General features: G+C 47.3%; 13 protein-coding genes and 1 pseudogene. 13 read left to right on the top strand and 1 reads right to left on the bottom strand.

What is annotated here, in order from left to right; translation table 11 throughout:
- Window positions 1-174 precede the first annotated feature (174 nt).
- The 10 genes from KQP79_RS05145 (at window position 175) to KQP79_RS05100 (ending at window position 15183) form a co-directional block, all read left to right on the top strand.
- Entirely contained in the window at window positions 175-3447 is a 3273-nt protein-coding gene (locus KQP79_RS05145; protein ID WP_138343566.1) for a SusC/RagA family TonB-linked outer membrane protein, read from the top strand.
- Window positions 3448-3476: 29 nt separating this feature from the next.
- A complete protein-coding gene (locus tag KQP79_RS05140) occupies window positions 3477-5288 on the top strand; it encodes a RagB/SusD family nutrient uptake outer membrane protein (protein WP_061447916.1) in 1812 nt (603 codons plus the stop codon).
- A 20-nt stretch (window positions 5289-5308) separates the two neighbouring features.
- Window positions 5309-7123 (top strand): heparinase II/III family protein, encoded by a 1815-nt coding sequence (locus KQP79_RS05135; protein WP_061447915.1) that lies wholly within the window; start codon window positions 5309-5311, stop codon window positions 7121-7123.
- A 24-nt stretch (window positions 7124-7147) separates the two neighbouring features.
- On the top strand, window positions 7148-9079 hold the full coding sequence (locus KQP79_RS05130; protein WP_009040677.1) for a heparinase II/III family protein: 1932 nt from the start codon (window positions 7148-7150) through the stop codon (window positions 9077-9079).
- Between the two features lie 15 nt (window positions 9080-9094).
- Complete coding sequence (locus KQP79_RS05125; RefSeq protein WP_117683662.1) at window positions 9095-10276, top strand: glycoside hydrolase family 88 protein; 1182 nt, start codon at window positions 9095-9097, stop codon at window positions 10274-10276.
- Between the two features lie 12 nt (window positions 10277-10288).
- Window positions 10289-10762: a hypothetical protein gene (locus KQP79_RS05120; RefSeq protein WP_061447914.1), complete on the top strand. Its 474-nt coding sequence runs from the start codon at window positions 10289-10291 to the stop codon at window positions 10760-10762.
- A 30-nt stretch (window positions 10763-10792) separates the two neighbouring features.
- The gene (locus KQP79_RS05115; RefSeq protein ID WP_061447945.1) at window positions 10793-12832 is read left to right on the top strand and encodes a fimbrillin family protein; all 2040 of its coding nucleotides are present in this window, start codon (window positions 10793-10795) and stop codon (window positions 12830-12832) included.
- Between the two features lie 808 nt (window positions 12833-13640).
- Window positions 13641-13835, top strand: coding sequence for a helix-turn-helix domain-containing protein (locus KQP79_RS05110; RefSeq protein WP_004316118.1), 195 nt, complete (start codon window positions 13641-13643; stop codon window positions 13833-13835).
- Between the two features lie 11 nt (window positions 13836-13846).
- Entirely contained in the window at window positions 13847-14170 is a 324-nt protein-coding gene (locus KQP79_RS05105) for a HipA N-terminal domain-containing protein (protein WP_008016571.1), read from the top strand.
- Between the two features lie 2 nt (window positions 14171-14172).
- The gene (locus tag KQP79_RS05100; RefSeq protein WP_049701447.1) at window positions 14173-15183 is read left to right on the top strand and encodes a type II toxin-antitoxin system HipA family toxin; all 1011 of its coding nucleotides are present in this window, start codon (window positions 14173-14175) and stop codon (window positions 15181-15183) included.
- Between the two features lie 87 nt (window positions 15184-15270).
- Here KQP79_RS05100 and KQP79_RS05095 read toward each other — a convergent pair whose 3' ends face one another.
- Window positions 15271-16182 carry a helix-turn-helix domain-containing protein gene (locus KQP79_RS05095; RefSeq protein ID WP_008641476.1) on the bottom strand — a complete coding sequence of 304 codons (912 nt, stop codon included), beginning with the start codon at window positions 16180-16182 and terminating at the stop codon, window positions 15271-15273.
- A gap of 212 nt (window positions 16183-16394) precedes the next feature.
- On the opposite strand from KQP79_RS05095, the pseudogene KQP79_RS05090 reads away from it, so the two are divergent.
- The 3 genes and pseudogenes from KQP79_RS05090 to KQP79_RS05080 all read left to right on the top strand — a co-directional run bounded on the left by KQP79_RS05090 (window position 16395) and on the right by KQP79_RS05080 (window position 22071).
- A pseudogene (locus KQP79_RS05090) lies at window positions 16395-17500 on the top strand (efflux RND transporter periplasmic adaptor subunit).
- Window positions 17501-17514: 14 nt separating this feature from the next.
- Window positions 17515-20694: an efflux RND transporter permease subunit gene (locus KQP79_RS05085; RefSeq protein WP_061447913.1), complete on the top strand. Its 3180-nt coding sequence runs from the start codon at window positions 17515-17517 to the stop codon at window positions 20692-20694.
- A 12-nt stretch (window positions 20695-20706) separates the two neighbouring features.
- A complete protein-coding gene (locus KQP79_RS05080) occupies window positions 20707-22071 on the top strand; it encodes an efflux transporter outer membrane subunit (protein ID WP_061447944.1) in 1365 nt (454 codons plus the stop codon).
- The last annotated feature ends 95 nt before the right edge of the window (window positions 22072-22166 follow it).

Genomic DNA, 22166 nt, shown 5'->3' with positions numbered 1-22166 from the left:
TTCTGATAAAAACTAGTCGAATTCTTAAAAGATTGTTTTTCCTTTCCATTCTCCTCCGAATTTTATTAATTAGTGGCATCAATCGCCTAAACAGTATTATTAGATTGGCTAAATATCCCATTTCTTTGCAGGGTGAGTATTTAACAACCTAATTGTTTCATTAAATCTAATAAAATGAAAAAGAAGCATTATCTATTATTTTTATTGGCTTTGCTCTTTTTACTGACAGATGTGGTGTGGGCACAAACATCTGCCACGGTAAGTGGAGTAGTGATCGATGAGAATGGAGAAACCCTGCCGGGTGTTTCCGTCGTCGAAGTAGGTACAACAAACGGTGTCCTGACAGACCTGAACGGACACTACACCTTAAAAACAACTTCTGCCAAACCTTCCGTTTCTTTCAGTTACATTGGTTATCAGACCACCACGCTTCTCCTGAACGGGCGTACGAAACTTGATGTACAGATGAAAGTGGAAACGAAAGTGCTGGATGAAGTAGTGGTAGTGGGCTACGGTGTACAGAAGAAAGTGAACCTGACCGGTTCTGTGACTTCCATCAACTTTGCCGACCAGACGGAAGGACGACCCATCATGAGTGTTTCTTCCGCCCTTTCGGGACTTGCCGCCGGTATGAACGTCACACAAGCTTCGGGACAACCCGGCTCGGACGGTGCCACCATCCGCGTCCGCGGTAACGGTACGTTCAATACCAACTCCCCATTGGTCCTGGTGGACGGTATCGAATGGAGCATGGACAATGTGAACCCCAACGACATCGAAAGCATCTCCGTACTGAAAGACGCTGCCTCCACAGCTATTTATGGTACGCGCGCCGCCAACGGAGTCATCCTTATCACCACCAAAAGCGGGAAAGGCAAACCGCAAATCTCCTATTCTTATTCGGGAGTTGTGCAGATGCCTTACAATAACCTCTCTTTCGTGAGCGACTATGCCCGCTATATGGGACTGGTGAACGAGGCTTGCGACAATGTGAATACCAAAGGCATCTTCTCGCAGGAAAGCATTGACCGCTGGAGGGCTGCTTCTGCCGATCCGAACGGGTTGAACGAGTACGGAGTACCCAATTACGTAGCTTATCCCAACACCGATTGGTTCGACGAAGTATTCGACACCGGATATTCGCAAGAGCACAACCTGTCTGTCTCCGGCAGTTCGGAGAAAGTGAAATACATGCTTTCATTGGGCTATCTTGACAATCAGGGAGTCATGAACCGCTGGAACCTCGACTCAAGTACGCAGAAAATCAATTTCCGTACCAACCTGGAAGCCAAGATAGTGAAATGGATGACTGTCGGCACCCGTCTCTACGGACAAAAGCAAGATTACGGGATGGCTAATATCAGCAACGGATTCAAGTATCTCTATCAGACCACTCCGGGTGTATACCCCGGCGAACCGAACTACTGGGGACGTGCCGCACTGGCCAGCGAAGAATCTTCCAATGCCAATAATATCTTTGGTCAGATGGCAGGAGCCACCGGTTTCAATACCGTCTGGCGTCTCAACGCATCAGTCTACGGAATTATCACTCCCTATAAAGGGCTCAACATTGAAGGTACATTCAACTATTCGCCGACATTCACCGACAAGTCTTCTTATAGCCGCCAAAATGGTTATTGGGACTACGTCACCGACCAGCGTGTCAGCGAAAGCGCGTTGGAGAACGCTTCCATCACCAATACGAGTGCACGCACCTGGCGTCAGAGTGCCGAAATACTGGTACGCTACAATACAACCATCAAGAAAGACCACGACCTGGGCGCACTGCTCGGATATTCCGCACAGGAATATTACAGCAAGAGCTTTGCCGTTTCCCGTAAAGGCGCTACGGACTGGACGCTGAACGAATTAAGCACTTACGAGACGCTCGTCAGCTCTTCCAGCTCGGCACCCGCCAAATGGGGATTGCTCTCTTATTTCGGCCGTGTCAACTACGGATATAAAGGACGTTATCTCTTCGAAGCCAACCTTCGTGCCGATGCCTCCTCCCGTTTCGGTGTGAACCAGCGTTGGGGGTATTTCCCTTCGTTCTCCGGTGGATGGCGTATCTCGGAAGAATCGTTCATGCAAGGAGCATCGGACTATCTCTCCAACCTGAAACTGCGTGTTTCCTGGGGAAAGACAGGTAACAATTCTACGGGCAACTACGACTGGCAGGCAAACTACGCCACAGGCAATGTTGTAATCGACGGTGAAGGAACCAAAGGATTGGTACGCAAGAAACTAAGCAACGACAAGCTGCATTGGGAAAGTACCGCCACCACCGACATCGGACTTGATTTCGGCTTCTTCAACCACCGCCTGACGGGTGAGATAGACTATTATAATAAGTATACTTCGGACATTCTCTACCATCCCGAACTCTATCTTTCGATGGGTGTTGTAGGCTCTGCTCCCGAGAATTTGGGTGAAGTGCGCAACCGTGGTGTTGAATTTACCCTCAACTGGAACGACCGTATCGGAAAAGATTTCGAATACCGAGTGGGTATGAACTTCTCTTTCAACGCCAACAAAGTGATGAAGTTCAAAGGCGAACTCCAGAAATACTGGACGTATGATGCACAGGGAAACAAAGTGAGCTATGTCAACAACTTCAGTGATGTGTCTGAATCTGGTTTCGGAGGCTACATCTGCGAAGGCCGCCAACTGGGAGAAACCTATATGTATAAGGTGTACAGAGGTTCCGGCGAAGGCTATACCGGAGGTGCGGTGGATATCCATGCGGGACCGAAGGACGGAATGATACGTACGAAAGAAGATATGGTATGGGTGCAGGCCATGATTGACTCCGGTTATTCGTTCGGAGGAATGAAGACGGTTGCCAAAGACCAGCTTTGGTATGGTGACATACTCTATGCCGACAGCAACGGTGATATGAACTACGGTGATACGAACGACCGGGATTTCTCCGGACACACCAGTGTCCCGAAATTCAACCTGGGCTTCAACTGTGCCTTCTCTTACAAGAACATTGATTTCTCCATGTTATGGTCGGGAGCTTTCGGGCATTACCTCAACTGGAATACGGATTACTACAACTCGACACTGGTCAGCCACGGATATGGCATTATCGAGCATATCGCCGATAACCATTACTTCTTCGATCCTTCCAACCCGGACGATCCGCGCACCAACCAGTGGGGCAAATATCCCCGCCTGACATACGGTACTACCTATAATAACAGAATCCAGAGCGACTGGAACGAATATAAGGGCGACTACTTCAAGTTGAAGAATATCCAAATCGGCTATACGTTGCCGCAACGGATTTCCAGCAAGTTCTTTGTTAATAAACTCCGTGCTTTCGTGTCGATGGACAATATCCTGACGATTACCAGCTATCCGGGACTCGATCCGGAGATAGGAACAGAAATCGGTTATCCGTTGATGCGTCAGATTTCTTTTGGCGGACAGATTACCTTTTAATGATGTAGAACTAAAAAACAGAATCTGATATGAAAAAGATATTAATGATTTTAACGATGGCGCTGGCGGCTACCTCCTGCATGGATATTCTCGATGTGGCTCCGGAAGACCAGATTGCAAGTGAAAACATGTGGACCACGGAGGAGCTTGCCGACAAGGGAATGGCAGGACTCTACTTCCCGTTCTATGCCACCCAACTCTCCTCTACCCAGCTTCGCCGTGCCGACGGACTGAACCGTCAGGGAATCGAAGCTATGAGCTTTGCAACCGATTATTATTCCAACAACTATCCGGTGGAACTGCTTTCGCTGGCTACCAAGCCTGCCAATGACTTTCAGGTGTGGTATGAATGGAAGTTCTGTTACACCATCATCCATGCGTGTAACGATGCGATTGCCAATCTGCATAAAGCGGATATGAGCGCTGATAAACTGGCGCGTTACCAATGCGAAGCCCGCTTCCTTCGTGCCTGGGCGTACAATCGTCTGAATATGCTTTATCAAGGTGTCCCCGTTTATCTGGAACCTATCAATAACGAAGACTGTACCCGTGGCCAATCTTCGGTGGATGAGGTATGGCAAGTGATTCTGGATGATTTGACGTATTGCATCAACAATCCCGACTTCCCCAATAACACGCTGAATGAAAACTACGGCCGTCCCTCTAAAGGAGCCGCTTATGCCCTGCGTGGTATGGTATATATGTGGAAGAAGCAATACAAGGAAGCAGGCAACGATTTCAAAGAAGTGGAAGCGTGCGGTTATGGCTTGTGGACAGGCGAATATGCCGACTTCTTCAAATATGAAAACGAAAAGGATAAAGAAATGATCTTCTCGCTCCAGTTCAGCGAAGAAACCGGTTATTGTGATAACATTCAGCAAATGACCGGTGCCCGCGATACGTATGATGGCTGGACGGAAATAAAACCTTCCGCAGACTTTGTGGACTACTATAAGAACGCGGACGGATCGGACTTCAAATGGTCGGAAGTAGACGGCTTGGAAGATTGGGACTTACTGACTCCGCAACAACGTGAAATCTTTTTCTGCCGTGACGGATTGGAATCCATGTCCTCACAAAAAAATGCCCTTATCAAACGGGTAGGCGAAGATATCTATCAGAAATATTACCTCAACAGCGGTAATGAAGCCCGTATTAAAAAGGCGTATGACAGTCGTGACCCGCGTCTGCAACAGACCGTCGTCACTCCTTATGTGCCGGTGGACTGTTACAAGCCTAATTATGCAGGAGATGCTAACCAGATCGGTAAACAACTCCGTTGGCCGTTGAAGGAACAGGGAACGAATGGCGGAGACTTCTGGCTCGATAAACGTACTTCTGCTTTCTACTGCTATCGCAAGTACAATGAGTTTGAGAAAGGCCGTTTGATTAGCCGGAGCCGTTGCCATACCGACTGGCCGTTGATTCGCTATACCGATGTACTGTTGCAGTATGCCGAAGCATTGGCGCAGACCGATCAGTTGGGAGAAGCCATCCGTTTGGTGAATAAAGTACGTACCCGTGCCCACATGCCTGCACTGACAGAGGGCGGAAGCGGCCCGTGCGCAGTGAACGGAAAGGAAGACATGCTCGAAAGGATACGTTACGAACGTCGCGTGGAATTCTGCCTGGAGGGAATTAACTTCTTCGACGAAGTACGTTGGGGAACCTACAAAGAAACCAAATTCCAGGGGAAAGACGTGAATGGCGGCAAGTCCTGGTGGGGCGATATGGTAGAGTATAACTGGTATTACACCGATTACATGTGGCCGTGGACTGCTCCTATCTCTGAAACGCAAAAGAACCCGAACCTGACTAAACGAAGCGGTTGGGCGTATTAATCATAAAGATTTGAATAAGGATGAAGAAAATACTTTTACTATTACTCATTTTTGTATCCGGTTGCACGGGTGTAGTTGCGCAACAGTTTGATTATGGCAAGATAGCGCCTCATCCCCGGTTGTTATTGCCGGCGGGAGGAGAAGAAGCCATCAGGAAAGCCATTGCGGAGTATCCCCCGTTGGCCACTGTTCACCAGCGGATCATGGAACTTTGCGACCGGACACTTACGGAACCACCTGTGGAACGTATCAAGGAGGGCAAACGCCTGCTGGCGATTTCGCGCATCGCATTGAAGCGTATCTATTACCTCTCATACGCTTACCGTATGACGGGAGATAAGAAATATGCTCACCGTGCGGAACAGGAGATGCTGGCCGTCAGTCGTTTCACCGACTGGAACCCCACTCATTTCCTGGATGTGGGTGAGATGGTAATGGCATTGGCTATCGGTTATGACTGGCTGTACGATTCTTTGCAGCCCGACACCCGCCGGGTAGTGCGCGAAGCAATCATCGCGAAAGGCTTCGACGCGGCAAAGAACACCCGTCATGCCTGGTTCTATACAGCCAAGAACAACTGGAATTCCGTATGTAATAGTGGATTGGCGTATGGCGCGCTGGCTCTTTTTGAAGAGATTCCGGAAGTATCGAAAGGCATCATTGAGAAATGTATGGAGACAAATCCGAAAGCGATGGTAGGTTATGGCCCCGACGGAGGTTATCCCGAAGGGTTCGGATATTGGGGGTACGGGACAAGTTTTCAGGTAATGCTCATTGCTGCGCTCGAAAGTGCTTTCGGCACAGACAATGGGCTCTCCCAAGCCCCCGGCTTCATGGAGTCTGCCCGTTTCATGCAGTATATGACGGCTCCGGGTGGAGACTGTTTCTGTTTCTCGGATTCTCCGGTAGAGGCGGAGTGCAACATGATGATGTTTTGGTTTGCAGGCAAAGCGAAAGACCTTTCCCTGTTGTGGATTGAACGTCAGTATCTCGACCGGCCGGATATGCCGTTTGCCGAAGACCGTTTACTGCCCAGCCTGATGGTGTTCTGTTCGCAGCTCGATTTGAAGCATATCGGCAAGCCGAAGAAAAACTTTTGGTTCAGTCGAGGAGATACGCCTGTGTTTATCTACCGTGGCGGATGGGACAGCAAGGAAGATACCTATCTGGGAGTGAAAGGCGGTTCGCCTTCTACCTCTCATGCGCACATGGATGCCGGTTCGTTTATCTTCGAGAGAGACGGGGTGCGTTGGGCGATGGACTTGGGTATGCAGAGTTACATCACGCTCGAAAGTAAGGGAGTAGACCTGTGGAATATGTCGCAGAACGGACAACGCTGGGAAGTATTCCGGCTAAGCAATATCGCTCACAACACCCTGACGATTAACGGCGAACGCCATTTGGTAAAGAGTAATGCTCCGATCACCCGTACTTTCGAGTCGAAGAAACAGAAAGGGGCGGAAGTAGACCTGTCGAGTGTGTTTGCCAACAGCGTGAAGAAAGTCGTCCGCACCGTGATATTGGATCAGAAAGACCATCTGGAAGTAACCGACCGGTTGGAGACGGGGGACAAGGAAGCTGCCGTATCCTGGATCATGGTCACTCCGGCGGAAGCCAAAATAACGGGCAAGAACCGGATGGAATTAACCAAAGACGGACAACGGATGCTATTGACGGTAGATGCCGATACGGAAGTAGAAATGAAAACCTGGTCGAACGTGCCCCCGCATGAATATGATTTCCGCAATCCGGGAACCATCCGCGTGGGTTTTGAGACGGTGATTCCTGCCAATCGTGCCTCGCAACTGAAAGTACGACTTATTCCTTTGAAGTAGTAATACAAATAAATTCATTGAACCATGAAAACGATTCTTTTTAAAACAATCATCATAGCTTTCTTTGTAGGAACAGCCGTTAGTTGTTCCGATGAAGATGAGAACAGATTCCGTCCGGGATCTACCCATGAGAAACCGAATCCCACGGAGCCGGAGGGCGGACTGGATTATTCCAAACTGACTGCGGACAATCATCCCCGCCTGTTGATGAACGCCGAGGCCTTCACTGCGTTGAAAGCCAAAGTGGATGCCAATTCGAGTGCCAATCTGACCTTGCTCCATAATACCATTATGAGTGTATGCAACAGTAAAGGGATGAACGCCACGGCACTGACTTATAAATTGGATGCCAGCAACAAACGTATCCTCGATGTGTCCCGCGACGCGTTACTGCGTATTTTCACCTGTGCTTATGCCTACCGGATGACCGGCGATGCCAAATACCTGACTAAAGCGGAAACGGATATGAACGCTGTCTGCAACTTTCCCGACTGGAACTCGAAACGCCACTTTCTCGATGTGGGCGAAATGGCTACAGCTGTTGCATTCGGCTACGACTGGCTTTACAACGAACTAAGTGCAGCCACCCGTACGAAAGCGGCCAACGCACTGTTGAAGTTTGCCTTCCAACAGGCACAAGATAAGAACTGGAACCTCAACTTCTACGAAGCCACCAACAACTGGAACCAGGTTTGTAATGGCGGACTGGTTTGTGCGGCACTGGCTTCCTATGAAAACAATCCTTCCGAAGCAAAGGACATGATTGAAAAGGCGTTAGAATCCAACAAACCTGCATTGGAAGTGATGTATTCTCCCGACGGCAACTATCCGGAGGGCAGCGGTTACTGGTGTTACGGCACGCTCTATCAGGTATTGATGCTTGCCGCCCTCAACAGTACGCTTGGCACGGATAACGGGCTTTCCGATACACCGGGATTCTCCAAGACGGCAGAGTATATGCTGTATATGACAGGCCTGAACAGTAAGTTCTTTAATTATTCTGATTGTGCCCCCTCTTCTACCGCGGCATTGGCTTCGTGGTGGTTTGCTGATAAATACAGTAATCCGTCCTTATTATATAATGAGCTGAAAATGCTGAAGAACGGCGAATACGCTTCTTGTGCCGAAAACCGCCTGTTGCCGATGATTATGGCGTTTGCCAATAATCTGAATCTGGACGCAATCTCCGCTCCTTCCAATAAACTATGGAGTGGAAAAGGGGAAACGCCCGTGGTGATGGTACATACCGACTGGACATACACCGATACGGACAAATATCTCGGAATCAAAGGCGGCAAGGCAGGTTCGAGCCACGGACACATGGATGCCGGTTCGTTTGTATACGACGCGTATGGAGTACGCTGGTCGATGGATTTCGGTCTGCAAAGTTATACAACGCTCGAGTCGGTATTAGCCGGCTTAGGTGGTAATCTTTGGGATATGGGACAGAACTCGATGCGTTGGGATGTATTTCGTTTGAATAACTTGAATCATAGCACGATTTCAATTAATGACGCCCGTCACCGGGTAAATGGGGCGGCTACGCTGACTACTACTATCAATACCGCTACGGAATTGGGAGCCACTTTCGATCTGACAGAAGTTGTGTCCGATCAGGCTGCGTCCGCTACCCGTACCGTGAAAATCGTGAACGATAAAGATTTAGTGGTTATGGATGAGATCAAGGCAAGAACGGATAAATCCGCCAAAGTGCGTTGGTGTATGGTGACGCCTGCCGTTCCGACGGTGGAAAGTAACCGCATCGTACTAACGAACGGAAGCAAAGTGATGTATCTCACAGCCAGCGGAAGCGTGAAGCCTACCTACAAGCAATGGAGTACCACCAGTGAGAACTCTTATGACCAGGCTAATCCGGGCACCTATATGGTCGGCTTTGAAGCAACGGTCACCGCCAATCAGACCGCCACATTTACCACAACCCTGTCCCCTAAATAAAAAAGAATGGAACGTATGAGAATCCTATTAATATCTATACTCGGACTTTTGACATTGGCCTCCTGCACGAAGCAGGAGCCGATGGAGGCATTGATTGACCGTGTATTTGCCGTTGCGGAGCAACAATACACGACTATGGACACCCGCCTGACAGAAAAGACACTTCCCCGCACGCTCTCTGCCGACGGTGAGTTTGTTCCCTCAAATATCTATTGGTGGTGCAGCGGCTTCTATCCCGGTTCCCTTTGGTATATCTACGAATATACCCGGAAGGACGCAGTGAAAACACTGGCCGAGAAGAACACGCTGAAACTCGACTCTATACAATACGTGACCAGAGATCATGATGTCGGTTTCCAGTTGAATTGCAGTTATGGCAATGCTTTCCGGCTGACAGGTAATGAGGCTTATAAACAAGTGCTCTATCAGGGCGCCAAGTCCTTGTCAACCCGCTTCAATCCTGCTGCCGGTGTGATTCGTAGCTGGGACTTTGTGCGCAAAGGCTGTGACTGGAAGTTCCCGGTGATTATTGACAATATGATGAATCTTGAACTGCTGTTGTCCATGTCGAAAGCCTATGCCGACGACTCTTTGCAGAACATTGCCTGTACGCATGCCAATACCACTATCCAGCATCACTTCCGGGATGATTATTCCACGTATCATCTGGTGGATTATGACCCTGAAACAGGTGCAGTGCGCGGCAAGCAAACGGTGCAGGGCTTCTCGGACGATTCCTCCTGGAGCCGCGGACAAGCATGGGCCTTGTATAGCTATACGATGATGTTCCGCTTGACGGGGTATCAGAATTATCTGTTGCAAGCCGGGCATATCGCCGATATGCTGCTCCGCCGTTTGCCTGCCGACGGTATTCCTTACTGGGATTTCGACGCTCCGGTAGAAGAACAGACCTATCGGGATGCTTCCGCAGCGGCTATCATGGCCTCCGCCTTTATCGAACTAAGCCGTTATATCCCCGGCACGGAGGCCAAGGAATCTTATCTTGCCATGGCAGAAAAGCAACTCCGTACGCTTGCCTCGAAAGAGTATCTGGCAGAACCGGGTACGAACGAATGTTTCATCCTGAAGCACAGCGTGGGTGCACTTCCTGATAAAAGCGAAGTGGATGTCCCCCTGACGTATGCCGATTATTACTTTTTAGAAGCATTGCTGCGGTATAAGAATCTACAAAAATAAAACTAATACAATATGATTATGAAGAACTTATATATAAATATGGCATTTATCTTCGTACTACTGCTGATAACTGCCTCCTGCTCGGACAAGGATGATTCGGCTCCGCGTGTCATTCCCACCATGAACCTGACAGTTTCGGAGATTGCGGACAATACGGCTCTGATTACTTCCGAGCAGCAAACAGGAACTACGTTCGGAGCGAAAGTCATTGAATTCTATCCGGTGGCCGACATCGGTTTTGACTATAACATTGAAGTGAAACTGGTGAAATTTGTAGAAGAGAACGGAGAACCCGTATCTCTGCCCTATACGCGTAAAATCACCGAAGGATTACGTCCGGGAGTGAATTACATCAGTGCGATCATCGCCTATAATGCCGAAGGGCGTGCCGTGTGTTCCGCTTTCCAGACCTGGAAAGCTTCAGGAACGGAAGGAGCATGGAGTGACGGCGGTTCTGCCGGTGATCTGGAAGAGAATGAATGGTAAAGAATGGTGTAACTCAAAAGAATGAATGGTATGAAAAATAGATTATTTGCAATAGGTGCAATGATTCTCATGATGACAAGTTGCACGCAGGACGAACTTATTTCGTCCGATAACGGCAAAGAACCGGCAACGGCAGGTTCATGTCTGACATTGGTTGGACTTTCGTCTCCGCAGACACGTGTTTCTATCGGTGACAAAACAGGGGATGTTTATCCGGTGATTTGGAGCGAAGGGGATGCCTTGGGTGTTTTCTCCCGTACGGCAGGGACCGACATCAATAATGTGCAGTCTTTATTGAGTGATGAGTCGATCGGGCAGAACTCCGGCGTCTTTACTTCGGACGACGTGAAGATGGCGGAAGAAGGAGCTACGGAACTTCTTATTTACTATCCTTATCGAGCAAGTACGGAACTGGCCGAAAATGGCAACAAGATTACTTCTACCCTGTCTGTTGAGCAGGAACAAAGTCGTCCCGGCGATAGCCATCATATTGGAAAGTATGGTTTTGCGTTTGCCAAGGCTACGGTCAGCAGTCCGGATATGCTTGCTAAATTTACGTTGAACCATGCGATGGCTTATGTGAAGTTCAGCATCTCGTCCCAGGAGCTTTCTACGTACAAGCTAAAGAGTGTTTCTTTATATGACAAGGAGACAAAAACTCCTCTTTCCGGTGTATTCACAGCAGATTTGGATACGGACGAACTGACCTACGGTACGGATGTGAAACCGTATGCTACTGTTTCACTGACTACTCCCGAACTGCTCGCTTCCGCACAGGATATATACCTGACTACGTATCCTGCCGATTTAAGCGGCAAAGAGGTGTACATTGTCATCACTTTGGAAAATGACCAGCAGACTGTTACCATTCCTATTCTCAAAGAAGGAAAGCAACTGAAAGCCAATGCTGTCAATACGATTGCTGTCAACAACCTGAAACTTTCGGATAACTCCTGCGAATGGTATGAGCCGGTAGAGACACGTTTATTGGCAGGAGGATGGGCTTATGGCGAGTCCAACTGTCTGTTGACGAATATTTCAACAGAAGGTGTGGATAATGTGATAAATGTGAAAGCCCGTGGTAATTTCATGGAAGTGGAAGAACCCAAGTATGCCAAGACTATACTTAATTGCGATTTGGGTAATGCGAATAAAATGGTTCGGGTAAATGGCTCTGCTACAGATATTACTCCTGTGAATGGTGATTATACGATTACGGTAACAGGGATTCAAACATACGCCGGACTACCTGGCGGTTGCGGTCAGGTGGCTATCTATGGAGCGGATCAGACTACCGTCATCTGGAGTTTTATTATCTGGATGACCCCTACTCCGGCAGAACATCCTTATGGTAATACGGGATATGTAGTGTTGGATCGTAATCTGGGTACTTATATGACGTGTGAAGGAGACAACTGGAAGCAAAACGGTGTTTACTTCCAATGGGGACGTCCTACGCCGGTCGGCTGGTCGGGAACCGTGGGTACTAATATACCTACCGAAGCCACCAACATCCGCTTCTCTATAGAAAATCCCCGTGCGTTGCTTTATACCAATAATGTGGATAATACAAAATCCGACTGGTATCTGGGTGCATGGACCGGTGCACGTACCGATCGTAAAGATGACTTCTGGGGTAACCCGAATGAATCGAGCACTTATCTCAATCCTTCTGACGGTCATAAATCTATTTATGATCCTTGTCCGAAAGGTTACCGGGTTGTGTCTCCCCGAGTATTGGATGAGATAGAGCAGAAAGGAGAATTTGTGAAACAGAGCGCAACTGCGGTATTTAAATATTGCTATGACGGTACGAATTACGCATATTGGCCGTTGGCAGGTTGTAAGTGGGGTTCCAACGGCGGTAATAATGGCAACAATACAGGATTGGATACCGCTAAGGGTGCCGCTTGCTATTGGTCTAACTCATCGGCTAGCAGTTATGGAAATGACAAGGATCAGGGAGCTACTTCTCTGTATTATAAAGTCTCCGATAAGACCTGGACACATTCCTCCGGTCGTTCCCATGCATTCTCCGTGCGTTGTATGAAAGATACCGAGAATCGTTGATTCTCTTCATGGATTCTCTTCATTGAGAATATGAAATAGAATTCCCCGTTATATGAAAGTTTCTGCCTGTCTCCGGATACAAGGTACTTTCATATAACGGGGAATCTGTTCTGTTTTTAAGATATTCACGAAAAAAGGAAAGAAAGAAAAGGGCCAAACAGAAAATAAACTGCATGAACAATTGCAAGAATATGCATTATCTCTCTTTATCTTGTATTTATTTCCTTGAAATATGCACGATATGGTGTAACTAAACCATCCGTTTGCCGTAATCAAACCCTCCGTTTGGTTTAAACAAACCGTCCGTTTGCTATAATCAAACCATCGGTTTCTTTTAAAGGAAGCTAAACTTGGTTTTTGAAGAGGATATATTGAGCTGGTTTGTCTTTTTCTACTGCCTATTTATAAATAGCAATCTGATATATCCTTTGTGATATGATAGCTATTTATGCTTTTGATTAACTGCTTTTATTGTAACTTGTTTGCTAATAATGCCTATTTTGTGTTATTTGCGAAATCTGTAACTCTAAATGGAGGGCGTTTTTCATGAAGTGCAAGGAAGGGCTCGAAATATAAAGAGCAGGATAGGTAAAATATACAATTCTTCATGTTGGCACTTCTTTCAGCAATCAATGTCTTTCCTTTATAAGCATGTATCTCTTTTAAATCACCATATATGGTGAAAAGCATGATAGTATGCTTTAATACTATGCTATTTATGTGCAAATTCACTGTATATGGTGAATTTACTTGTTTTTATACTAAAAAGATTCTATCTTTGTGAGAAAGTTTCTATATATGGTGAATTATGGATTTAATAGAGATAGGAAAACATATTCGCGAAAGGCGTAAGGAGTTGGGGTTGGATCAGTCTACGTTGGCCACTCTTGCAGGAATAGGGATTAACGCTTTGGTCCGCTTGGAACGTGGAAGTGGTAATCCCCGCTTCGATGTTCTTTTTAATGTCCTGAAAACTTTAGGACTTAGTATTCATATTCAATAATAGACACACATATGAGTCGATCTGCCAAAGTCTATATAAAAGGTGTTTATGCCGGTCTGTTAACAGAAATAGATCGTGAACACTATTCATTCTGTTATGATACGGACTATTATAATAATCCACAACTCCCAGCTGTCTCACTGACCATGCCCAAGACACAGCAGGAATATACCTCTTCCTATCTTTTCCCTGTCTTTTTTAATATGACATCTGAAGGGGATAATCGGATTATTCAAGCTAGAAACCTGCATATTGATGAAGAGGATGATTTTGGTATTCTTCTGGCTACTGCCCATACAGATACAATCGGAGCAATAACAATTAAAAAAATGTGATAATGGAAACTGATATTCATATTTGTCCCTCACTTTTACGGGAGACTGGTGGAGAAAGCGGATATTCACCCAAAGCCTTGAAGCAGCTTTCTGATGGGAAAAATATATCTTGTGAATTACCTTACAGGCATTTTGACGATAATGTCGGTATTGATCTCTTCAATAACAATAGCAAACGCATATCCGTTTCTGGAGTCCAGATTAAGTATTCTTTAGTTGCCGATGACGGGATATTGCGATTGACCAAAGAGGGAGAACAGGGCGAATTCATATTAAAGCCTGTTCCCAATAATCTCCGTAACAAGGAGTTTTGTCCTGCTAACGAACATTTGACAATGCAGATAGCTGCGCAAGTATATGGGATTCCGACAGCTCCTAATGGATTATGCTTTTTTCAGGACGGAACCCCTGCTTATTTTGTACGACGTTTTGATTTGTCGGAGAAAGGAAAGTTACAAAAGGAGGATTTTGCTTCTTTAGCCGGGCTTACCAGGAAAAATGGAGGTTCCGATTATAAATATGACAATCTGGCCTATGAAGAGTTTGCAAGAATTATAGATAAATACAGCTCTGTCCCCCAAGTGGATAAATTGCGTTTTTTTGAACTTATCTTGTTCAACTTTGTCTATTCTAACGGCGATGCCCATTTAAAGAACTTTTCTTTATTGGAAGAGAAGAAAGGAAGATTCCGCCTATCTCCTGCTTACGATTTATTGAATACTCATCTCCATATAAACGATGGTATCTTTGCCATGAGCAAAGGTTTGTTTGTTAATCCTGAACCGGATTATTTCGGTGGTGCATCAGCGGTTACTGGGAAGACTTTTTATCACTTTGGCTTAAAAATAGGTCTACCCGAGCGTTTGGTAAACTCTTGTCTCGAAAAATATAGTAAGATATATGAATTGACTGATCAACTGATTGAACATTCTTTTCTCTCTAAAGAATTGAAAAAGCAATATAGACTTATGTATAAGTCAAGAGTCGGGAGCTATCTTAGTGTTATTGAGTAATAATGTGCACATTATTACTCTTTTTTTATATTAAGATGAACAAGATCCCCAAAAAGATTTGTCTAACATAAGAATCTGTTCTTTTTGTCATTCTTCTTTTCTGTTCCGATAATTGGCCGGTGATGTTCCCAAATGCGCTTTTACGTATTTCCCGAAAAAGGACTGATTGGGGAAGTTGAACTCTTCGGCAATTTCCTTGATAGACTTTTCCGAACGTTTTAATCGGTATTTGATATGCTCCACGGTAGTTTCGTTAATCAAATCCAACGGAGTTCTGCCACACGCCTGTTTGATGACTTTCGAGAAATGCTTCGGAGTGTAGCAAAGCTCGTTGGCAAAATAACTCACCGAACGGTGCATACCCTTGTCCTTCGATAATAGTTCCATGAACTTCCGCAAAATATAATTCACCTGTTTGATGCCTTCTTTCGAACCTTCCATGTTGCCGGAAGCTTCGATTTCCTTATGAAGCTGCCCCATCATTTCGCAAAAGATAGCGGAGAAGAGATGTTGTATCACTTCTTTGTGGTAGCGATGAGGTTCATCGTTTATCTTGGCTATAATTAAATCCCGATAGAATCCGAAGACTGTTTGATCCTCCCCGTTGTCAACCGACTTCACCGGATTGTTGTGGATATGAATGGCAGTATTCCACGTTTCCTTTTCCATTTTAATAATACGTTGCAGGAAACGGGTAGAGAATCCGGCAAGCCTGACTTTATATTTAGGACTAAGCATCGTATGACTGATAATCGTGTTGGGCAGACCGAGCAGCAGCTCGCCCGCCTGCAACTTGTAGGTCCGGTAGTTGACGTCCAGCTGGATGCACCCTTCTATGCAAACCGCGATGAGAAAACAATTCAGTTTGATTGTATCATTACTATAAGGAGTCCCCTCGAGACTGTTGACTATCGCAAAGTCATCATCTATATAATCAAGGACGTGCTGACTGTCCTTAAAATCCTCTATATCCACCGTAATAATGTTCTCTTTTTCCATGTTCTTTTTTTGCAAAGTTGGTGAATAATCGGGAAAACAGAATGTCCCATACTTCTTCAGATTTGTTTGATATGTCGTTTATTGCCAAATAGTTAGCTGTAATAAACGTAAATGGCGAGAATGGGACATTTATGGAGGGAAATTGGTCACTGTTACCTTGTTCTTTTCTCCTACTTTTGTCCAGGATTTAACAAAAGACCAAAAGAGAAAGTATGATTACAGTAAGCAAAAAATGGATACGGCTGATAGGGATTGTCGGTTGTACAGTGTGGATGGCATCTTGCAAGCAGGCATCGGATGCGGGAGTGAAATCTTCTTCTTATGCAGTAATGCAGATAGAAGCGGTGGATAAGGAATTTTCTTCTTCCTATTCGGCGAGCATACGTGGGCGGCAGGATATTGATATTTATCCGCAGGTGTCGGGAACGATTGAGAAACTCTGTGTGACCGAAGGGCAAAAAGTACGCCGCGGGCAATCGCTTTTCATTATCGACCAAGTGCCTTACAAGGCCGCACTGAAAACCGCCACTGCTAATGTGGAAGCAGCACGTGCCGCGCTGGGTACTGCCGAACTGACCTACAAAAGCAACAAAGAACTGTATGCGCAGAAAGTAGTTTCGGAATTCAGTCTGAAAACGGCCGAGAATTCTTATCTCACCGCCAAAGCTCAACTGTCGCAGGCCGAAGCCCAGGAGATCAGTGCCCGCAACAATCTCTCTTATACCGAAGTGAAAAGTCCCAGTGACGGAGTCGTAGGTGCATTGCCTTATCGTGCAGGCGCATTGGTAAGTGCCAATATGCCCTATCCGCTTACTACGGTCAGCGACAATTCAGATATGTATGTCTATTTCTCCATGACCGAGAATCAGTTGCTTGCCCTCACCCGCCAGTATGGTGACATGGACGAAGCCTTGAAGAACATGCCGGAAGTGGAATTGCGCCTCAATGATAATTCGGTTTATGATAAGAAAGGTGTCATCGAATCCATCAGCGGCGTCATCGACCGGCAAACGGGTACTGTGGTGGCGCGCGTGGTGTTTCCCAACGAATCGCGGTTGCTTCATAGCGGAGCCTCGGGCACGGTGGTAGTGCCGAGCATTTATAAAGACTGTATCGCCATCCCGCAGACGGCCACCGTGAAGATGCAGGATAAGACGATTGTATATAAGGTAGTGGACGGGAAGGCTGTCTCTACCCTGATAACAGTGCCGAAAACAATGACGGACGCGAATATGTGGTGCTGGACGGACTGAAAGCAGGTGATGAAATCGTATCGGAAGGCGCCGGACTGGTGCGCGAAGGCACGCAAGTTAAATAAGAAGGAGATTGATTATGAAAGGAAATGTGTTTATAAAACGGCCGGTGATGGCTATCTCCATCTCCGTACTGATTCTGGCCATAGGGCTTATTTCGCTCTTCACGCTGCCGGTGGAGCAATATCCTGACATTGCGCCTCCAACGGTATACGTAACTGCCAGTTATACGGGTGCCGATGCCGAGGCAGTGATGAACAGTGTCATCATGCCACTGGAGGAGAGTATCAACGGTGTGGAAGACATGATGTATATCAGTTCCAGTGCTTCCAATGCAGGTTTGGCTATTATACAGGTTTATTTCAAGCAGGGCACAGACCCCGATATGGCGGCAGTCAACGTGCAAAACCGTGTGGCTAAAGCGCAGGGATTGCTTCCGGCTGAAGTAACGAAAGTCGGCGTCAGCACAATGAAGCGGCAGACCAGCTTCTTGCAGATTGGTGCTTTGGTCTGCACGGACGGTCGATACGATCAGACGTTCCTCGCCAATTATCTGGACATCAATGTCATTCCCCAGATTAAACGTATCGAGGGAGTGGGAGACGTGATGGAGCTGGGCGATACGTACAGTATGCGTATCTGGCTGAAACCGGAACGGATGGCGCAATACGGACTGGTTCCGTCGGACATTACCGCCATATTGGGTGAACAGAACATCGAAGCTCCCACCGGTTCACTGGGCGAGAGTTCGAAGAATGTTTTCCAGTTTACAATGAAATATCGCGGACGTCTCAAAAGCGTGGAAGAATTCCGGAACACGGTTGTCCGTTCGCGGGAAGACGGTTCCATACTTCGCCTGCAAGATGTGGCAGAGGTGGAGTTGGGTACGATGACGTATAGTTTCCGCAGTGAAATGGACAGTCAGCCGGCCGTTCTTTATATGATATTCCAGACAGCCGGTTCCAATGCTACCGCTGTCAACAAAGAAATCACTGCGCAGATAGAGCGGATGGAGAAGAATCTGCCGGCAGGAACGGAGTTCGTCACGATGATGAGTTCCAATGACTTCCTTTTCGCTTCCATACACAACGTGGTGGAGACGCTGATTATCGCCATCATTCTGGTCATCCTCGTGGTCTATTTCTTCTTGCAGGATCTGAAGAGTACGCTGATCCCCTCCATCTCTATCATTGTGTCGTTGGTAGGTACGTTTGCCTGTCTGGTGGCTGCGGGCTTCAGTCTGAACATCCTGACATTGTTTGCTTTGGTACTTGCTATCGGTACGGTGGTAGACGACGCCATTGTGGTGGTAGAGGCGGTACAATCCAAGTTTGATGCTGGATACAAGTCTCCTTATCTTGCCACGAAAGATGCAATGGGCGACGTGACGATGGCTATTGTCTCCTGTACCTGTGTATTTATGGCTGTGTTTATTCCTGTAACCTTCATGGGAGGTACTTCGGGCGTGTTCTATACACAATTCGGTATCACGATGGCAACTGCCGTAGGTATTTCGATGATTTCGGCTTTGACGCTCTGTCCCGCTTTGTGCGCCATCATGATGCGTCCGTCGGACGGAACGAAGAGCGCCAAGAGCATCAATGGACGGGTACGTGCAGCTTACAATGCTTCGTTCAATGCCGTATTGGGTAAATATAAGAGAGGTGTGATGTTTTTCATCCGCCATCGCTGGATGGTGTGGACTTCACTGGCTGTTGCCGTTGCCTTGCTGGTTTACCTGATGAGTACCACTAAAACAGGACTTGTGCCGCAGGAGGATCAGGGTGTTATCATGGTGAATGTCAGCATTTCACCGGGAAGCACGCTCGAAGAAACAACGAAGGTGATGGACCGTTTGGAAAATATCCTGAAAGATACACCTGAAATAGAACACTATGCCCGCGTGGCAGGGTATGGACTTATATCCGGGCAGGGAACTTCTTACGGTACAATCATTATCCGCTTGAAGGACTGGAGTGAACGAAAAGGTAAGGAACATAGCTCGGATGCCGTGGTTTCCCGCCTCAATGCACAATTCCAATCTTTAAAGGAAGCGCAAGTATTCAGCTTCCAGCCTGCCATGATTCCGGGTTACGGTATGGGTAACTCCCTCGAACTGAACCTTCAGGACATGACGGGTGGAGATTTGGCTACGTTCTATGAAGCGGCTATACAGTTCCTCGGTGCTTTGAACCAGCGTCCGGAGGTAGCAATGGCTTATACCTCTTATGCTATCAACTTCCCGCAGATATCGGTGGAAGTGGATGCTGCCAAATGTAAGCGTGCGGGTATTTCGCCAAGTGCGGTGCTCGATGCAGTGGGGAGCTATTGCGGTGGTGCGTATATTTCCAACTACAATCAGTATGGTAAAGTATATCGTGTGATGATGCAGGCTTCACCTGAATATCGTCTCGACGAACAGGCATTGAACAATATGTTTGTACGCAATGGCACGGAGATGGCTCCGGTAAGCCAGTTCGTAACGCTGAAGCAAGTGCTGGGACCGGAAACGGCCAACCGTTTCAATCTTTACAGTACCATCACTGCCAATGTGAATCCTGCCGACGGTTACTCTTCCGGTGAGGTGCAGAAAGTCATTGAAGAAGTAGCCGCACAATCTTTGCCGGCAGGCTACGGATATGAATATGGTGGTATGGCACGCGAAGAAGCAAGTAGCGGTGGTGCGCAGACGGTTTTCATTTACGCCATCTGTATCTTCCTTATCTATCTGATTCTGGCCTGTCTTTACGAAAGTTTCCTCATACCGTTTGCCGTTATCTTCTCCGTGCCGTTCGGACTGATGGGGTCGTTCCTTTTCGCCAAAATACTCGGGTTGGAGAATAATATCTATCTGCAGACGGGTGTGATTATGTTGATCGGTTTGCTGGCTAAGACGGCCATTCTGATTACGGAGTACGCCATAGAACGTCGCCGCAAGGGAATGGGTATCGTGGAGTCTGCCTACTCTGCCGCACAAGTCCGCTTGCGTCCTATCCTGATGACGGTGTTGACAATGATCTTCGGTATGCTTCCGCTGATGTTTTCCTCCGGTGCAGGTGCCAATGGCAACAGTTCGTTGGGTACGGGTGTTGTGGGCGGTATGGCTGTCGGGACACTGGCATTGCTCTTTGTCGTTCCGGTTTTCTACATCATCTTTGAGTTTTTGCAGGAGAAAATCCGTAAACCGATGGAAGAGGAACCAGATGTGCAGGTGCTTTTAGAGAAAGAAAAGAGTGAAGTTGAACGCGAACGTAAATAAATGAAAGAAAGAATGAAGAAGAATATCATCACATTAGTTGCCATCAGTCTGTCGTTGAGCGGTTGTGGCATCTATACCAAATACGAACCCGCCACTGTCGTTCCCGACGATCTTTACGGCGGGGAAGTGGTGACCGAAGACACTGCCGGTCTGGGTAATATGGACTGGCGGGAACTCTTCACCGACCCTTATCTGCAATCCCTCATTGAAGTGGGATTGCAGACCAATACCGACTATCAGTCTGCCCAGCTCCGTGTGGAAGAAGCACAGGCCGTACTGATGTCCGCCAAACTTGCTTTTCTGCCCGCTTTTGCGCTTGCTCCGCAGGGAACAGTGAGCAGTTTCGATACGCAGAAGGCTACGCAGACTTATTCGTTGCCCGTTACTGCCAGTTGGGAGTTGGACGTTTTCGGGCGTATGCGCAATGCCAAAAAACAGGCGAAAGCACTTTATGCTCAAAGCGAGGATTATCGTCAGGCTGTCCGTACCCAGTTGATAACAGGCATAGCCAATACTTACTATACCCTGCTGATGCTGGATGAGCAACTCGACCTTTCCCGTCAGACGGAGACGGCATGGAAAGAAACCGTGGCCTCCACCCGCGCTCTGATGAATGCCGGACTGGCGAACGAATCCGCTGTGTCGCAGATGGAGGCGGCCTATTATCAGGTGCAGGGTTCGGTTCTCGATTTGCAGCAGCAGATCAATCAGGTGGAGAACAGTCTTGCCTTATTATTGGCGGAGACGCCACGCAACTATGAGCGTGGTGTATTGGCAAAGCAACAGTTTCCTGCCGACTTCTCGATAGGGATTCCTGTACGGATGCTTTCTTCCCGTCCGGATGTCCGCTCGGCAGAGCGGACGCTGGAAGCGGCGTTCTATGGCACCAATGCGGCACGTTCGGCTTTCTATCCTTCCATCACTTTGAGCGGGAGTGCCGGATGGACAAACTCCGCCGGGGCGATGATTATCAATCCGGGCAAGTTTCTCGCGTCGGCGGTAGGTTCGCTTACGCAGCCGCTCTTTAACAGAGGACAGGTGGTGGCACAATACCGCATTGCCCGTGCGCAACAGGAAGAAGCGGCGCTTGGTTTTCAGCAAACGTTGCTCAATGCCGGTAGTGAGGTGAATGATGCGTTGATTGCCTATCAAACCAGTCAGGGAAAAAGAATCTTGCTGGATAAACAGATCACTTCCCTGCAAACGGCTCTGCGAAGCACTACTCTGTTGATGGAGCATGGTAATACAACCTATCTGGAAGTGCTTACCTCCCGGCAGTCGTTGCTTAGTGCGCAACTCTCGCAGACGGCCAATCATTTTACTGAAATACAAAGTTTAATTAACCTATACCGTGCTTTAGGAGGAGGTCAGGAATAAACTGTATCATACTCTCTGTTTTCTAATTTAATGAAAGAAGGGCTGCCGGAGAAGTGATTCTGTGGCAGCCCGTTTGTTAATCGGTCAATATCGGT

The organism is Bacteroides sp. DH3716P, assembly GCF_025914115.1.
GTDB lineage: Bacteria > Bacteroidota > Bacteroidia > Bacteroidales > Bacteroidaceae > Bacteroides > Bacteroides ovatus.
Note: the sequence above shows the minus strand (reverse complement) of the source record. Positions and strands in the feature narration are given on the sequence as shown.

Bases quoted from the DNA above. Each gene is read 5' to 3' on its own strand.
- KQP79_RS05085 (WP_061447913.1), top strand. From the start codon at position 17,515: ATGAAAGGAAATGTGTTTATAAAACGGCCGGTGATGGCTATCTCCATC.
- KQP79_RS05080 (WP_061447944.1), top strand. From the start codon at position 20,707: ATGAAGAAGAATATCATCACATTAGTTGCCATCAGTCTGTCGTTGAGC.
- KQP79_RS05145 (WP_138343566.1), top strand. From the start codon at position 175: ATGAAAAAGAAGCATTATCTATTATTTTTATTGGCTTTGCTCTTTTTA.
- KQP79_RS05105 (WP_008016571.1), top strand. From the start codon at position 13,847: ATGAGTCGATCTGCCAAAGTCTATATAAAAGGTGTTTATGCCGGTCTG.
- KQP79_RS05100 (WP_049701447.1), top strand. From the start codon at position 14,173: ATGGAAACTGATATTCATATTTGTCCCTCACTTTTACGGGAGACTGGT.
- KQP79_RS05095 (WP_008641476.1), bottom strand. From the start codon at position 16,182: ATGGAAAAAGAGAACATTATTACGGTGGATATAGAGGATTTTAAGGAC.
- KQP79_RS05135 (WP_061447915.1), top strand. From the start codon at position 5,309: ATGAAGAAAATACTTTTACTATTACTCATTTTTGTATCCGGTTGCACG.
- KQP79_RS05115 (WP_061447945.1), top strand. From the start codon at position 10,793: ATGAAAAATAGATTATTTGCAATAGGTGCAATGATTCTCATGATGACA.
- KQP79_RS05130 (WP_009040677.1), top strand. From the start codon at position 7,148: ATGAAAACGATTCTTTTTAAAACAATCATCATAGCTTTCTTTGTAGGA.
- KQP79_RS05120 (WP_061447914.1), top strand. From the start codon at position 10,289: ATGATTATGAAGAACTTATATATAAATATGGCATTTATCTTCGTACTA.
- KQP79_RS05140 (WP_061447916.1), top strand. From the start codon at position 3,477: ATGAAAAAGATATTAATGATTTTAACGATGGCGCTGGCGGCTACCTCC.
- KQP79_RS05125 (WP_117683662.1), top strand. From the start codon at position 9,095: ATGAGAATCCTATTAATATCTATACTCGGACTTTTGACATTGGCCTCC.
- KQP79_RS05110 (WP_004316118.1), top strand. From the start codon at position 13,641: ATGGATTTAATAGAGATAGGAAAACATATTCGCGAAAGGCGTAAGGAG.